Origin of the sequence: Pseudomonas sp. Colony2, assembly GCF_019382755.1 — a bacterium.
In the GTDB taxonomy this organism is placed as follows: domain Bacteria; phylum Pseudomonadota; class Gammaproteobacteria; order Pseudomonadales; family Pseudomonadaceae; genus Aquipseudomonas.
On the sequence record NZ_CP080030.1, the window covers coordinates 787957 to 804052 of the forward strand.

The 16096-nt window shown below is 62.1% G+C and carries 9 protein-coding genes and 2 rRNA genes (1 of these 11 cut by a window edge); 10 read left to right on the forward strand and 1 reads right to left on the reverse strand.

Annotated features, from left to right (window positions below):
• The 8 genes from JV201_RS03285 to JV201_RS03320 form a co-directional block, all read left to right on the forward strand.
• Positions 1-380: ribosomal RNA gene (locus JV201_RS03285) — 23S ribosomal RNA — on the forward strand; it begins 2509 nt to the left of the window's first position.
• Positions 381-530: 150 nt separating this feature from the next.
• Positions 531-646 (forward strand): 5S ribosomal RNA (gene rrf, locus JV201_RS03290).
• Between the two features lie 159 nt (positions 647-805).
• Positions 806-4255: an exodeoxyribonuclease V subunit gamma gene (gene recC / locus JV201_RS03295; RefSeq protein WP_219406510.1), complete on the forward strand. Its 3450-nt coding sequence runs from the start codon at positions 806-808 to the stop codon at positions 4253-4255.
• Complete coding sequence (gene recB, locus JV201_RS03300) at positions 4252-7929, forward strand: exodeoxyribonuclease V subunit beta (protein WP_219406511.1); 3678 nt, start codon at positions 4252-4254, stop codon at positions 7927-7929. Before recC ends, recB begins: the two co-directional genes overlap by 4 nt.
• Positions 7926-9977: an exodeoxyribonuclease V subunit alpha gene (recD, locus tag JV201_RS03305; RefSeq protein WP_219406512.1), complete on the forward strand. Its 2052-nt coding sequence runs from the start codon at positions 7926-7928 to the stop codon at positions 9975-9977. Before recB ends, recD begins: the two co-directional genes overlap by 4 nt.
• Positions 9978-10138: 161 nt before the next feature.
• Positions 10139-10708: a YfiR family protein gene (locus JV201_RS03310; RefSeq protein WP_032898591.1), complete on the forward strand. Its 570-nt coding sequence runs from the start codon at positions 10139-10141 to the stop codon at positions 10706-10708.
• The gene (locus tag JV201_RS03315; RefSeq protein WP_219406513.1) at positions 10705-11973 is read left to right on the forward strand and encodes a diguanylate cyclase domain-containing protein; all 1269 of its coding nucleotides are present in this window, start codon (positions 10705-10707) and stop codon (positions 11971-11973) included. The genes JV201_RS03310 and JV201_RS03315 overlap by 4 nt, the downstream gene beginning before the upstream one ends.
• A 4-nt stretch (positions 11974-11977) precedes the next feature.
• The gene (locus JV201_RS03320) at positions 11978-12469 is read left to right on the forward strand and encodes an OmpA family protein (RefSeq protein WP_003214188.1); all 492 of its coding nucleotides are present in this window, start codon (positions 11978-11980) and stop codon (positions 12467-12469) included.
• Positions 12470-12604: 135 nt separating this feature from the next.
• Here the strand turns inward: JV201_RS03320 and JV201_RS03325 are convergent, their stop codons facing one another.
• Complete coding sequence (locus tag JV201_RS03325) at positions 12605-13552, reverse strand: LysR family transcriptional regulator (protein ID WP_008430612.1); 948 nt, start codon at positions 13550-13552, stop codon at positions 12605-12607.
• A gap of 131 nt (positions 13553-13683) precedes the next feature.
• Here JV201_RS03325 and JV201_RS03330 point away from each other — a divergent pair, with 131 nt between their 5' ends.
• Both JV201_RS03330 and mmsB read left to right on the forward strand, forming a co-directional pair.
• A complete protein-coding gene (locus JV201_RS03330; RefSeq protein ID WP_008430611.1) occupies positions 13684-15201 on the forward strand; it encodes a CoA-acylating methylmalonate-semialdehyde dehydrogenase in 1518 nt (505 codons plus the stop codon).
• A gap of 14 nt (positions 15202-15215) precedes the next feature.
• A partial coding sequence (mmsB, locus tag JV201_RS03335) for a 3-hydroxyisobutyrate dehydrogenase (RefSeq protein WP_219407129.1) occupies positions 15216-16096 on the forward strand: 881 nt, incomplete at its 3' end.

Here is a 16096-nt window from a genome sequence, read left to right on the forward strand (position 1 = left end):
GGCTGAAGCCGGTCCCAAGGGTATGGCTGTTCGCCATTTAAAGTGGTACGCGAGCTGGGTTTAGAACGTCGTGAGACAGTTCGGTCCCTATCTGCCGTGGACGTTTGAGATTTGAGAGGGGCTGCTCCTAGTACGAGAGGACCGGAGTGGACGAACCTCTGGTGTTCCGGTTGTCACGCCAGTGGCATTGCCGGGTAGCTATGTTCGGAATAGATAACCGCTGAAAGCATCTAAGCGGGAAACTAGCCTCAAGATGAGATCTCACTGGAACCTTGAGTTCCCTGAAGGGCCGTCGAAGACTACGACGTTGATAGGTTGGGTGTGTAAGCGCTGTGAGGCGTTGAGCTAACCAATACTAATTGCCCGTGAGGCTTGACCATATAACACCCAAGCAATTTGCGTCGAAGAGACCAGATTGCGGTGTGTGAAGACGAAACGAACCGAAAGTTCGAGATCTTACAAACACCTAGCTATCACATACCCAATTTGCTGAAGCGAGGCCAGCTGGCCACGACTCAGTACCCGAATTTCTTGACGACCATAGAGCATTGGAACCACCTGATCCCATCCCGAACTCAGCAGTGAAACGATGCATCGCCGATGGTAGTGTGGGGTTTCCCCATGTGAGAGTAGGTCATCGTCAAGATTAAATTCCAGAACCCCTGATTGCTTACGCAGTCAGGGGTTTTGTTTTGCGCGGTCGGAAAGTATGGCGAGCGTCTCCAAGTGTTCCTCACTTGCAGCCTACGATTGTCTTCAATGCTAAAGTCCATCCCTCGATTTTGCTTTTCCCAAGGAAGCCGTTATGCCGGATGCGACGTCCCTCAGTGCTGGATTCATGGTGGTTCACGGCAACCGCCTGGATGAGCTGCGCAGCCTGGTTGTCAGCTGGATGCGCCGTTACCCGCTGGCTCCCCTGGAAAACGAAATCGCCCTGGTACAAAGCAACGGCATTGCCCAGTGGCTGAAACTGGCGCTGGCTGAAGACCCTGAAGACGACGACATGGGCGGTTGCGGCATCGCTGCCGCTATTGATGTGCAGCTTCCCGGTAGCTTCATGTGGCAGCTCTATCGCATGGTCCTGGGCAAAGACGAAATCCCGCCCAAGTCCCTGCTGGATAAAGCCCCACTGACCTGGCGTCTCATGCGCCTGTTGCCGGAGCTGATCGATCAGCCCCATTTCGAACCCCTGCAACGCTTCCTGACCCACGATACGGATCTGCGCAAACGCTACCAACTCGCGGAACGCCTCGCCGACCTGTTCGACCAATACCAGGTCTACCGTGCCGACTGGCTGGAAGATTGGGCTGCCGGTCGCCATCAACTGCGCAATGGCCGTGGCGAATCCAAACCCTTGAGCCCGGCCAACTGCTGGCAAGCCGAACTGTGGCGCGCCCTGCTGTTGGACGTAGGAGAGGAGGGCATGGCTCAAAGTCGCGCCGGAGTTCACCAACGCTTTATCGAGCGCATCAATAGCCTGGAGCAGGCACCGATAGGCCTGCCCTCCCGCGTGATCGTCTTCGGCATTTCCTCCTTGCCAGCCCAAGCGCTGGAAGCCCTTGCCGGCCTCGCCCGTTTCAGCCAGGTGCTGCTGTGTGTGCACAACCCTTGTCGCCATCACTGGTCCGACATCGTCGCCGACAAAGACCTGCTCCGAAACGAATACAAGCGCCAGGCACGCAAGGCCGGAATGCCGGTCACCATCGACCCGCAAACCCTGCATCAGCACGCCCACCCGCTGCTCGCTGCCTGGGGTAAGCAAGGTCGCGACTACATCAACCTGTTGGACAGCTACGACGACCCCAACAGTTACCGCTCGGCATTCCGTGACGGTCGTATCGACCTGTTCAGCGAGAGCGAGCCCACCACCTTGCTCAACCAACTCCAGGACGACATCCTCGAACTGCGCCCCCTCAACGAAACCCGTGAACTCTGGCCAAGCGTCGACCTGGCGCGCGACACTTCCATTCGCTTCCACATCGCCCACAGTGCCCAACGCGAAGTTGAAGTTCTTCACGACCAGTTACTGCAGCGCTTCAGCGCCGACCCCACGCTGCGCCCACGGGACATCATCGTCATGGTCCCCGACGTCGACAGCTACGCGCCGCATATTCGCGCCGTATTCGGCCAGCTTGAAAGAAGCGACCTACGCTTCATTCCGTTCACGCTTACAGACCAGGGTCAGCGCGGTCGCGATCCATTACTGATCGCCGTCGAACACCTGCTCAAGCTCCCGGACAGCCGCTTTCCGGTCAGCGAAATCCTCGACCTGCTCGACGTCCCGGCCCTGCGGGAACGCTTCGCCATCAAGGAGCGCGACCTGCCGACCCTGCACCGCTGGATCGAAGGCGCCGGTATCCGTTGGGGCCTCAACGCCGAACAACGCGCCGGCCTCGGCTTACCCCAGGAGCTGGAGCAAAACAGCTGGCGGTTCGGCCTGCGTCGCATGCTCCTGGGCTACGCCGTCGGTACGGGCTCTGCTTGCGACGGCATCGAGCCGTACGATGAAATCGGCGGCCTCGATGCTGCCTTGATCGGCCCGCTGGTCGCACTGCTCGATGCGCTGCACGATGCCCACCAGGCACTTTCGCAACCTGCCGCGCCGACAGAGTGGGGCGAGCGCCTGCAAAACCTGATGCAGTTGTTTTTCCTCCCGAGCAACGAGCACGACGACTACCTGTTGGGTCAACTCGAGCAACTGAGAGAGACCTGGCTGGAGACCTGCGAGTCCGTCAGCCTGCACGACGAGTTACCCCTCACCGTAGTCCGCGAGGCCTGGCTGGCAGGCCTCGACCAAGGCCGACTGTCCCAGCGCTTCCTTGCGGGAGCTGTCAATTTTTGTACCCTGATGCCTATGCGTGCAATCCCATTCAAGCTGGTTTGCCTACTCGGCATGAACGATGGCGACTACCCACGCGCGCAACCGCCGCTGGACTTCGACCTGATGGGCAGCGACTACCGCCCAGGCGATCGGTCACGTCGCGAAGACGACCGCTACCTGTTGCTCGAAGCCCTGCTCTCCGCCCGCGACCAGCTCTACATCAGTTGGGTCGGCCGCAGTATCCGCGACAACAGTGACCGCCCGGCATCGGTCCTGATCGGGCAGTTGCGCGACCACATTGCCAGCGGCTGGCACACCACCAGTGGCGAACCACTCCTGGAAGCCACCACCCAGGAACACCCGCTCCAGCCCTTCAGCGCCCGCTACTTCCATGAAGGTGACGAGCTGTTCAGCTACGCCCGCGAATGGCAGTTGCTCCACGCAATCCCGGACAGCCTGCCCGATACCGGCAGCCTCGCACCCTACACCCAGGAAGAACCGCTGAGCCTTGGCCAACTGCAAGACTTCCTGCGCAACCCGGTCAAACACTTTTTCAGCCAGCGCCTGAAAGTGTTTTTCGAAGCCGCCGAAGTCCCGCTGGAAGATGAAGAACCCTTCGTCCTCGATGCACTGCAGCGCTATAGCCTGAGCGACAGTTTGCTCACGGCGGCACTCACCCGCCCCGACAACCTCGACGAAGCCCTCAACGCCCAGGCCCTGCGTCTGCAAGGCAGTGGCTTGTTGCCGATGGTTGGTTTCGGCGAATGCCTGCGCAAAGAACTGATCGAGCCTCTGCCCGACCTGTTGCAGCGTTACCAGCAACTCCTGGCACTCTGGCCCACTGCGCACACCAGCGCCGAACCGATCAGTTTTGAGCATCAAGGCATCCAGCTGGAAGGTTGGATCAGTGGCCTGCATCAACGCAGCGATGGCGGCTTTCTAAGCGTCACCGCCATCCCCAACAGCATCGGCTCGATCAAGACCCGTAAGTGGCATCGCCTGATTCGCCCATGGGTCAACCACCTGGTGGCCTGTGCCTGCGGCCTTCCGTTAAGTACCGGCCTGGTCGCCAGCGACGACACACTGCTATTGGCCCCACTTGAGCAAGCCACAGCCCGGGAGCTCCTCGGCAACCTGCTGCTCGCCTGGAAAACCGGCATGAGCGAACCACTGCCGGTCGCCGTTAAAACCGCATTCGCCTGGCTCGGTCAAACCGACCCGGCCAAAGCGCAAGCCGCCGCCAGCAAAGCCTACGAAGGCGACGGCCAAACCAGCGACGGCGAGCGCCGTGAAAGCCCTGCGCTCATCCGACAGTTCCCCGACTACGCCGCCTTGATGGCCAGCGAAGAGTTCGAAGGCTGGTGCGAAACCCTCTATCGGCCGTTGATCAACGCTCCCTGGCGATCACTCACCAGCGCGGAGGCCAGCGCATGAGCGGTACAAAACCCCTGGCCCTGGCCTTCCCGCTCAAGGGCAGCCAACTGATCGAAGCCAGTGCCGGCACAGGCAAGACATTCACTATCTCAGCGCTCTACCTGCGGCTGGTACTCGGCCACGGAGGGGACGAATCGGGTTTCGGCCGCGAGTTGCTGCCGCCGCAAATTCTCGTCGTGACCTTTACTGATGCCGCCACCAAAGAGCTGCGTGAACGCATCCGAATCCGCCTGGCAGAAGCCGCGCGTTTTTTCCGCGAAGAAATCGAAGAACCCGACGCGTTGATCGCCGAACTGCGCGACCAATACAGCCCCGCACAATGGCCCGGCTGCGCCAATCGCCTGGACATCGCCGCCCAGTGGATGGATGAAGCCGCCGTCTCGACCATTCACAGCTGGTGCCAGCGCATGCTGCGCGAGCACGCCTTCGACAGCGGGAGCCTGTTCACCCAGACCCTGGAGACCGACCACAGCGACCTGCTCGGCGAAGTGCTGCGCGACTACTGGCGGCTGTTCTGCTACCCGATGCACGACGATGCGCTGAACTGGGTGCGCAACAATTGGGGCGGCCCGGCGGCCCTGATGCCACGGGTACGCGCGCTGTTCGGCAGCGAGCGGCCCACGGATGAAACGCGCGACCCCGCCGAGCTGATCAACGAATGCCTGCAAGAGCGCCGCCAAGCCCTCGTCGCGCTCAAGGCACCCTGGCAACAATGGGCAGAAGAATTGCGCAACATTTGCCTGCAGGCCGTCGCCGCCAAAGCCGTCGATGGTCGCAAGATGCAAGCCCGTTACTTCGAACCCTGGTTCGAAAAAATCAGCGCCTGGGCAGCTGACGAGTCTCTCGAACAACTGGACATCGGCACCGGTTTCACCCGCCTGACCCCCGACGGCATGGCCGAAGCCTGGAAAGGCGAACCACCACGCCATCCGGGTATCGACGCCATGGCCAGTCTCAAGGCCAGCCTCGACGCCCTGCCAACGCCCGATGCTGCTGTGCTGCAACACGCCGCCGGCTGGGTGGGGAAACGCTTCGAAGAAGAAAAGCGCCGTCGCGCCGAAATGGGCTTCGACGACATGCTGATCCGCCTCAACGCCGCCCTGCAAGCCGACGGCGGCGAGCGTTTGGCCAGCGTGATCCGCGAGCAATTCCCGGTCGCCCTGATCGACGAATTCCAGGACACCGACCCGGTGCAATACAGCATCTTCGACAGCATCTACCGCATCGAAGAAAATCACCTCGACAGCGGCCTGTTCCTGATCGGCGATCCAAAGCAGGCGATCTACGCCTTTCGTGGCGCCGACATCTACACCTACCTGCGCGCGCGCCAGTCCACCACCGGCCGCCATCACACCCTGGGCACCAACTTCCGTTCGAGCCACGCCATGGTCGAGGCGGTAAACCACGTATTCCAGCGCGCAGAAAAAGGCCGTGGAGCGTTCCTGTTCCGTGAACCCGACGGTACGAATCCGGTGCCGTTCCAGTCGGTATTGTCCCAAGGCCGTAAGGAACAACTGCAGGTCAACGGTCAGACGTTGCCTGCGCTGAATCTCTGGCATCTACCCACCGACCAGCCGATCTCCGGCGTGCTCTACCGCCAACAGTTGGCCGCGTCCTGCGCCAGTCAAATCGTCGCGTTACTCAATGGCGGCCAGCAGGGAACTGCCGGATTCCTCGGCAAAGACGCTAGCTTCAAAGGCGTGCTGCCGTCAGACATCGCCATCCTCGTGCGCGACGGCAAGGAAGCCCAGGCCGTGCGCGGTGAACTGGCTGCCCGTGGCGTGCGCAGCGTTTACCTTTCCGATAAGGATTCCGTGTTCGCCGCCCAGGAAGCCCACGACCTGCTGGCCTGGCTCAAGGCCTGTGCCGAGCCGGACGTCGAGCGCCCACTGCGCGCCGCCCTGGCTTGCGTCACCTTGAACCTGTCGCTGCCCGAACTGGAGCGTCTGAACCAGGACGAACTGGCGTGGGAACAACGCGTAATGCAGTTCCGCGATTACCGTACGATCTGGCGCACCCAAGGCGTGCTGCCGATGCTGCGGCGCCTGTTGCACGACTTCAAATTGCCGCAAACCCTGATCACGCGCAGCGATGGCGAGCGGGTATTGACCAACCTGTTGCACCTCTCGGAATTGCTGCAACAGGCGGCCGCAGAGCTGGACGGTGAACAAGCGCTGATTCGCCATCTGGCCGAACATCTCGCGCTTTCCGGCCAGGCCGGTGAAGAGCAGATCCTGCGCCTGGAAAGTGATGAACAACTGGTCAAAGTGGTAACGATCCACAAATCCAAGGGGCTGGAATACGACTTGGTTTTCCTGCCGTTCATTTGCTCGGCAAAACCGGTGGATGGCAGCCGCCTGCCGTTGCATTACCACGACGCAAACGGCAAATCCCAGGTCAGCCTCAGGCCCACCGCCGAGTTGATCGCCCAAGCCGACGATGAACGGCTGGCCGAAGACTTGCGTCTGTTTTACGTGGCGCTGACCCGCGCCAAACACGCCTGCTGGCTGGGCATCGCCGACCTCAAGCGTGGCAATAACAACAGCTCGGTGCTGCACCTGTCGGCCCTGGGCTACTTGCTCGGCGGCGGCGCTTCACTTGGCGAGTCCGGCGGCCTGGCCCGCTGGTTGCTTGACCTGCAGGAAGGTTGCCCGGCACTGCATTACGCAGAAATGCCCGAGGCCGATGCGGTCGTATTCCACCCGCCGCGTAACGAAGCCACCTTGCTCGCGCCGCTGCTGCCCAAGCGCAAGGCGGCAGAAAACTGGTGGATCGCTTCCTACAGTGCGCTGCGTATCGGCGAGAGCATGAGTGCGGCGAGCCTCGAAGCGCCGGAAAGCCCACAAGCGCAGAAGCTGTTCGATGACGAACGCCTCGACCCGGATGCCCCACGCGAAGTGCCGGCTTCCGGTGGCGATATTCACCGTTTCCCACGCGGGCCGAATCCCGGCACCTTTCTCCATGGCCTGCTGGAATGGGCGGGCGGCGAAGGCTTCAATGTTACCCCGGAGGCCATCGAAGATGCGGTCGCCCGCCGCTGCAACCGACGCGGCTGGGAAGGCTGGATCGGCACACTCGGCGGTTGGCTCGGGCATCTGTTGCAAGCCCGGTTGCCGCTGGGCAACGGGCAGGTGGCCCTTAGCGAGTTGCGGCAGTACCAGATCGAAATGGAATTCTGGTTTGCCAGCCACAAGGTCGACGTCCTCGCACTCGACAAACTGGTGTGCCAGCACACTCACAATGGCGTATCCCGCGTGGCCGCCGAACCGGTGCTGCTCAACGGCATGTTCAAGGGTTTTATCGACCTGACCTTTGAACACGAAGGCCGCTACTACGTGGCCGACTACAAATCCAATTGGCTTGGTCCCGATGATTCGGCCTACACGCAGCAGGCCATGGAACTGTCGATCCTCGACCATCGTTACGACCTGCAATATGTACTTTACCTGCTGGCCCTGCATCGCCAGCTGAAGGCGCGGCTGCCGGATTACGACTACGACCGTCACGTCGGCGGCGCGTTGTACCTGTTCCTGCGAGGCACCCATTCCGCGAGCCAGGGCGCGTATTTCACCCGACCACCCCGGGAATTGATCGAAAGCCTGGACCTGCTGTTCCAGGGCAAACCGCTACCACCCAAGGCCGAGCCCGCCTGGGAACAAGGAGAGCTGCTATGAGCCTGTCGCCGTTACCGCTTGAGGAGCTGACGCCCCTCAGCCGCGCCGCCGACCTGGTGCAACTGCTCGATCTCTGGGTGCAGCGCGGCTGGTTGCGCGCGCTGGACAAGGCCTTTGTCGGCTTCCTCCACGAACTCGATCCGCAGGCTGACCCTTTAGTCCTGCTGGCCGCGGCCCTGACCAGCCACCAACTGGGCCATGGCCATGTGTGCCTGGACCTGTTCGAAACCCTCAAGGCCCCGGATTTCGCTCTGTCGCTGCCACCCGAAGGCGATGTGCAAACCGGCGTCATGCTGCTGCCATCACAGTTGCTCGACGGCCTGGACGGCGCCCATTGGTGCCATGCCCTGGCCGCCAGCCGTCTGGTGGCACTGGCCGTCGACGGCAGCGAGGAGGCGCAAAGCCGGCCACTGGTGCTGTCGGGCAAACGCCTGTACTTGCGCCGCTACTGGACCTACGAACGGCGTATCGACAGCGCTTTGCGCCTGCGACTCGCCACCCGGGAAAGCGTTGCCGCCGATCTGCCCGAACGCCTGAATCACCTGTTCGACCAGGCCCCGCCAGACGGTGTTGTCGACTGGCAAAAGCTCGCCTGCGCCTTGGCCACCCGCGGTGCATTCAGCATCGTCACCGGCGGGCCGGGTACCGGCAAGACCACCACGGTAGTGCGTTTGCTTGCGCTGTTGCAGGCCCCCGCCGTGGAAGCGGGCAGCGCGTTGCGCATCCGTCTGGCGGCGCCCACCGGCAAGGCGGCCGCGCGCTTGACCGAGTCCATCAGCCAGCAAGTGCTGTCGCTGAAAGTGCCTGATGCGGTGAAGGAAAAAATCCCGACCCAGGTCACCACCGTTCACCGTTTGCTCGGCAGCCGTCCCGGCACCCGACACTTCCGGCATCACATCGGCAATCCGTTGCCCCTGGACGTGCTGGTGGTAGACGAAGCCTCGATGATCGACCTGGAAATGATGGCCAACCTGCTGGACGCCTTGCCACCCCATGCTCGCCTGGTGCTGCTGGGTGACAAGGACCAGTTGGCCTCGGTTGAAGCCGGGGCGGTGCTGGGGGATTTGTGCCGCGACGCCGAAGCCGGTTTCTACAGCCCGCAAACCCGCCAGTGGCTGCAACAGGTCAGCGGCGAAGACCTCGGCGCCAGTGGCCTGCAGGAAGACCTCGACGGTAGCCACCCCTTGGCGCAACAAGTGGTGATGCTGCGTTACTCGCGGCGTTTCGGCGAAGGCAGCGGCATTGGCCAACTGGCCCGCTGGGTCAACCAGCAAAACCCTGAGCAGGCCCGCAAACTGCTGGCTGCCCGCAGCCATGCCGACCTGTTTTGCGTCGGCCTCAAGGGCGAGCACGACCATGCCCTGGAGCGCCTGGTGCTGGATGGCCACGGTGACGGTGCCCACGGTTATCGCTATTACCTGAAACTGCTGCAGACCGCGCGTCCGTCCCTGGAGACGCCACGGGATGACGAGGCCTGGACTCTGTGGGCGCAGAAGCTGTTGAAAGCCTTCGACGCCTTCCAGCTGCTCTGCGCCGTACGCAAGGGCCCATGGGGCGTGGAGGGCCTGAACCTGCGCATCACCGCCGCGCTGCTCAAGGCCCGGCTGATCGACAGCGACCAGCAATGGTACGAAGGACGCCCGGTGTTGATGACTCGCAACGATTACGGCCTGGGCCTGATGAACGGCGATATCGGTATCGCCCTCAAGCTGCCCGAAAGCGACGGCGGGCCGCAGGTTCTGCGCGTCGCGTTCCCGCGCAACGATGGCCAGGGCGGCGTACGGTTTGTGTTGCCCAGCCGGCTCAACGACGTCGAAACCGTCTATGCGATGACGGTGCACAAATCTCAGGGCTCTGAATTCACCCACACCGCACTGATTCTGCCGGACGCCTTGAACCCGGTGCTCACCAAAGAGCTGATCTACACCGGCATCACCCGCGCCAAGGACTGGTTCAGCCTGATCGAACCGCGGGGTGGCGTATTCGAAGAGGCGGTGAGCCGCAAGGTGAAACGCTTGAGTGGGCTGATGCTGGAACTGGGCACTTGATCGTCAAAGAAGCTGACCAATGAGTCATCTAAATTTTCTGATCCAAATGTGTGATTTTTCTTAATAAAATGTCGGAATCCTCCTGGGTGTCGCCTCGGGGGGGTTCCGCCGTTGTGCTATCGTTGCGGCATCATCCCGAGAAGATCAAAGAGAATCGCTGCATGAACGTGGCTGTCTCTCCCACAGAGCGAAGTTTGAGCTGGAGACGAATGCTGCTGTTGGCGCTTCTGTGCGTGTTCACGCCCCTCGTTTTTGCCCAGCCGCCTGCCGGCATGGCCGATCAGCGGGCCAAGGCCGTCACCCAAGTGGTCCTGGGAATTCTCAGTTACGCCCGCTGGCCGGTAGAGCCCGCGCAATTGCGTTTGTGCATCGTCGGGCCAACCCAATACACCGATGACCTGGTCAAAGGCACCACCCAGGCTACCGGCCGTCCGGTAGTGGTGCAGCGTTTGCTGGCCGACCATCCAGACATCGCCAATGCCTGCGATGCCGTGTACATCGGCCAATTGACCAGCGACGAGCGCAGCCGCCTGTTCGCGGCATTGATCGGCCATCCGGTGCTCAGCATCAGCGAAGGCGGCGACCAATGCACCGTGGGCAGCCTGTTCTGCCTGCGGGTAGCCGACGAACAGGTGTCGTTCGAGGTCAACCTGGATTCCGTTGCCCGTAGCGGTGTGCGCATTCATCCGAGTGTGCTGCAGCTGTCCCGACGTCGAGCGCCGGGGTCATGAGTGTCGATAAGGCGCCAGTGCGTCCAACCTTGCGTTCAGTGATCGGGCGCGGGCACCTGAGCCTGGCGCTGATGGCCGTCAGCATGGCCAGTATTTCCCTGACCCTGCTCGGCGTGCTCGCGCTGCGGGTGTATGCCGACCACAACCTGCACCTGATCGCCCGCTCCATCAACTACACCGTGGAAGCGGCCGTGGTGTTCAACGACAGCGCGGCGGCCACCGAGGCGTTGGGCGTGATCGCCTCGGAGGAAGAAGTGGCCGAGGCGGAAGTCTTCAACGTCGACGGCAAGCAACTGGCCCATTGGGAGCGCCCTGAAACCGGGATGCTGTCGATGATTGAGCTGCAGTTGGCGCATGCCCTGCTCGAACAACCCATCACCCAGCCGATCCTGCACCAGGGCCAGGTCATTGGCAGCGTGCACCTGACCGGCCACGGCGGCAGCCTGTTGCGCTTCCTGCTCAGCGGCCTTGCCGGAATTCTGGTGTGCACCGCCCTCAGCGCCTGGGTTGCACTGTACCTGGCGCGGCGTTTGTTACGCGGCATCACCGGACCGTTGCACAGCCTGGCCTCGGTGGCCCACGCCGCCCGAAGCGAGCGGGCCTTTGACCGACGCGTACCGCCGGCGAAAATCGCCGAACTCGACAGCCTGGGCAATGACTTCAATGCCCTGCTCGACGAACTGGAGGCCTGGCAGACCCACCTGCAAAGCGAAAACGAAACCCTCGCCCACCAGGCCAGCCACGACAGCCTGACCGGGCTGCCCAACCGTGCGTTCTTCGAAGGTCGGCTGATCCGCGCCCTGCGCAGCGCCGCCAAGCTCAATGAAAAAGTAGCGGTCTTGTTCCTCGACAGCGACCGCTTTAAAGACATCAACGACAACTTCGGCCACGCCGCCGGCGATGCGGTATTGGTGGCAGTGGCTACGCGCATTCGTGCGCAACTGCGTGAAGACGACCTGGTGGCACGCCTGGGCGGCGATGAATTCGCCGTCTTGCTGTCGCCTCTGCACCGACTTGAGGACGCCCAGCGCATTGCCGAAAAAATCATCGCCAGCATGGACGCGCCCATTGCGCTGCCCGGCGACGCCCACGTATTGACCTCACTCAGTATCGGCATCGCCGTCTACCCCGATCATGGCGCCACCCCCGGTAACCTGCTCAACGCCGCCGATGCGGCGATGTACCAGGCCAAACGGCTTTCCCAGGGTGGCCAGCAAACGGCGGAATCGGAGTCCCCCGCCGCCGACGTTCAACACAGGAGTTGATCCCTTGTTCTCGACCGCACGCTTTTTATTCATCACCTTGCTCGTGGCTCTGCTCGCCCTGAGCGGCTGCCAGACCCCGCCGCCCAAAGGCCTCACACCGGCGCAAATCGCCGTGCTCAAACAGCAGGGTTTTGAACTGACTGACGAAGGCTGGGCCTTCGGCCTCTCGGGCAAGGTGCTGTTTGGCAGCGACGTCGAAAGTCTGAATGCCCCCAGCACCGAGATCGTCCAGCGCATCGGCAAGGCGCTGCTGGGCGTGGGCATTGAACGCGTGCGGGTCGACGGCCACACCGACGCCTCGGGCAAGGAAACCTACAACCAGCAACTGTCCCTGCGCCGAGCCAAAAGCGTCGCGCACGTGTTGGCAGGCGTTGGGATGAAAGAAGAAAACGTACAACTGCGCGGGCTGGGCAGCAGCGAGCCGGTGGCGTCCAACGCGACAGCGGCCGGGCGCACCGAGAATCGCCGGGTGTCGATTGTGGTGATTGCGGACTAGTCTGGCTTTCGGGCACTTCGAGTTGGAATGCAGTCAATGTGGGAGCCGGGCTTGCCCGCGATGGCGGTGTATCAGTTGATGTATTGGGTGACTGACACACTGCTATCGCGGGCAAGCCCGGCTCCCACATTTTATTTAATCGGCAAACACCATCTCCCGCGTTTCCCCCATCAACAACGGCTGATTCTGCTCCGTCACCTCACGGATGTAATCCCACAGCAGGGTGATCCGTTTCAACTTCCTCAAGTCCTCGCGGCAGTACATCCAGAACTGCCGCGTGATATTGATCTCCTTGCCCAGCACCGGCAGCAATCGCGGGTCCTGTGCCGCCAAAAAGCACGGCAGGATCGCCAGCGAGCGCCCTTGCTGCGCCGCCACGTACTGCGCAATCACGCTGGTGCTGCGCAAACTGGCGCTGGCGCCGGGCACTACATTGGCCAGATACAGCAGCTCCGAACTGAACGCTAAATCATCCACGTAGCTGATAAACGGATGCTCGGCCAGGTCCGCCGCCCGGCGGATGGGCGGGTGCTGGTCCAGGTATTCCTGCGTCGCGTACAGCTGCAGCTTGTAGTCGCACAGCTTGCAGCACACGTACGGCCCGTGTTCCGGTCGCTCCAGGGCGATGACGATATCCGCCTCGCGCTTGGACAGGCTGATGAAGTGGGGCAGGGGCAGGATGTCCACCGAGATCGCCGGGTAGGTGTCGACGAAGTGGCTCAGTTGCGGGGTGACGAAGAAGCTGCCGAACCCTTCGGTGCAGCCCATGCGCACGTGGCCGGACAGCGCCACGCCGGAGCCGGAAACCTGTTCGCAGGCCATGTGCAACGTGCTTTCGATGGACTCGGCGTAACCCAGCAGGCGCTGGCCTTCGGTGGTCAATACGAAGCCGTTGGTCCGGGACTTTTCAAACAGGAGAGTGCCCAACGATCCTTCAAGGGAACTGATGCGCCGCGACACCGTGGTGTAGTCCACCGCCAGGCGCTTGGCAGCGACGCTGGCCTTGCGGGTACGCGCGACTTCGAGGAAAAACTTCAGGTCATCCCAGTTCAGGGAGCCCAGTGACGTGATGTTTTTTTGCATATTGGACCGGCTTTTATGTGCGTTCTTATTAGAAGTTTGCACATCTATACTCCAAAAACAGTCCGAACGCCTCATCCTCAAGGCGATTCAACGCCTTGGTTCTCTGCATACCTACAAGAATTGGAGACCACATGAACGCATCTGCCGATATTTCCGTAAAACAGGTCAAGCTGCTGATCAACGGCGAGTGGGTCGAATCCAGGACCACCGAATGGCAAGACATCGTCAACCCCGCTACCCAGCAAGTGCTGGCCCGCGTACCGTTTTCCACCCCTGAAGAAGTCAACGCTGCCATCGACGCCGCCCATCGCGCCTTCCAGACCTGGAAGCTGACGCCGATCGGTGCGCGCATGCGCATCATGCTCAAGCTGCAAGCCTTGATCCGCGAGCACTCCAAGCGCATCGCCGTGGTCCTGAGTGCCGAGCAGGGCAAGACCATTGCCGACGCTGAAGGCGACATTTTCCGTGGCCTGGAAGTGGTCGAGCACGCGTGCTCCATCGGCACCCTGCAGATGGGCGAATTCGCTGAAAACGTCGCCGGCGGTGTGGATACCTACACCCTGCGCCAGCCGATCGGCGTGTGCGCCGGCATCACCCCGTTCAACTTCCCGGCGATGATTCCGCTGTGGATGTTCCCGATGGCCATTGCCTGCGGTAACACGTTCGTACTCAAGCCATCGGAACAGGACCCGCTGTCGACCCTGCTGCTGGTTGAACTGGCGCTGGAAGCCGGGGTGCCAGCCGGTGTGCTGAACGTGGTTCACGGCGGCAAGGACGTGGTGGATGCGCTGTGCACCCACAAAGATATCAAGGCCGTGTCCTTCGTCGGTTCGACCGCCGTGGGGACTCACGTCTACGACCTCGCCGGTAAACACGGCAAGCGCGTGCAATCCATGATGGGCGCCAAGAACCACGCCGTGGTGCTGCCGGATGCCAATCGCGAACAAACCCTGAACGCCCTGGTCGGCGCCGGTTTCGGTGCGGCGGGTCAGCGTTGCATGGCAACTTCCGTGGTGGTGCTGGTAGGCGCGGCCAAGCAATGGCTGCCGGACCTCAAGGCCCTGGCGCAAAAGCTCAAGGTGAACGCCGGCAGCGAAGCCGGTACCGATGTGGGTCCGGTTATCTCCAAGCGCGCCAAGGCACGCATTCTCGACCTGATCGAAAGCGGCGTAAAAGAAGGTGCCAAGCTGGAGCTGGATGGCCGCGGCATCAAGGTGCCGGGTTTCGAGGACGGCAATTTCGTCGGCCCGACGTTGTTCTCCGGCGTGACCACCGACATGCAGATCTACACCCAGGAAATCTTCGGCCCGGTGCTGGTGGTGCTGGAAGTCGACACCCTCGACCAAGCCATCGCCCTGGTCAACGCCAACCCGTTCGGCAACGGCACCGGCCTGTTCACCCAGAGCGGCGCGGCGGCGCGTAAATTCCAGAGCGAAATCGATGTGGGCCAGGTCGGCATCAACATCCCGATCCCCGTGCCGGTTCCGTTCTTCAGCTTCACCGGTTCCCGTGGTTCGAAACTCGGCGACCTGGGCCCGTACGGCAAGCAAGTGGTGCAGTTCTACACCCAGACCAAAACCGTCACCAGCCGCTGGTTCGACGACGACAGCGTCAACGATGGCGTCAACACCACCATCAACCTGCGCTGATCGAGGAGACGACCATGAAGATTGCATTTATCGGCCTGGGCAACATGGGCGCGCCGATGGCGCGCAACCTGATCAAGGCTGGCCATGCGCTGAACCTGTTCGACCTGAACCAGACCGTGCTCAAGGAACTGGCGGAACTGGGCGGCACCATCAGCGCTTCACCGCGCGCGGCAGCCGAAGGCGCCGAGTTGGTGGTGACCATGCTCCCGGCTGCGGCCCATGTGCGCAGTGTGTGGCTCGGTGAAGACGGCGTGCTCGCCGGCATCGGCAAAGGCGTGCCGGCGGTGGATTGCAGCACCATCGACCCGCAGACCGCCCGCGATGTAGCGGCGGCGGCAGCGAAACAAGGCGTGGTGATGGCGGATGCTCCAGTGTCCGGCGGCACCGGCGGTGCCCAGGCCGGGACGTTGACCTTCATGGTCGGCGCCACCCCGGAACTGTTCGCCACCCTGCAACCGGTATTGGCGCAGATGGGCCGTAACATCGTCCATTGCGGCGAAGTCGGCACTGGGCAAATCGCCAAGATCTGCAACAACCTGCTGCTGGGTATCACCATGGTCGGCGTCAGCGAAGCCATGGCCCTGGGCGACGCGCTGGGCATCGACACCCAAGTGTTGGCGGGAATCATCAACAGCTCCACCGGGCGCTGCTGGAGTTCGGACACCTATAACCCATGGCCCGGGATTATCGAGACGGCGCCGTCGTCCCGGGGTTATACCGGTGGGTTTGGTGCAGAACTGATGCTCAAGGATCTGGGACTGGCCACTGAAGCGGCCCGCCAGGCACACCAGCCGGTGATCCTCGGCGCAGTGGCGCAGCAGTTGTATCAATCGATGAGCCAACGTGGGGAAGGGGGCAAGGACTTCTCGGCGATCATCAACAGCTATCGAAAACC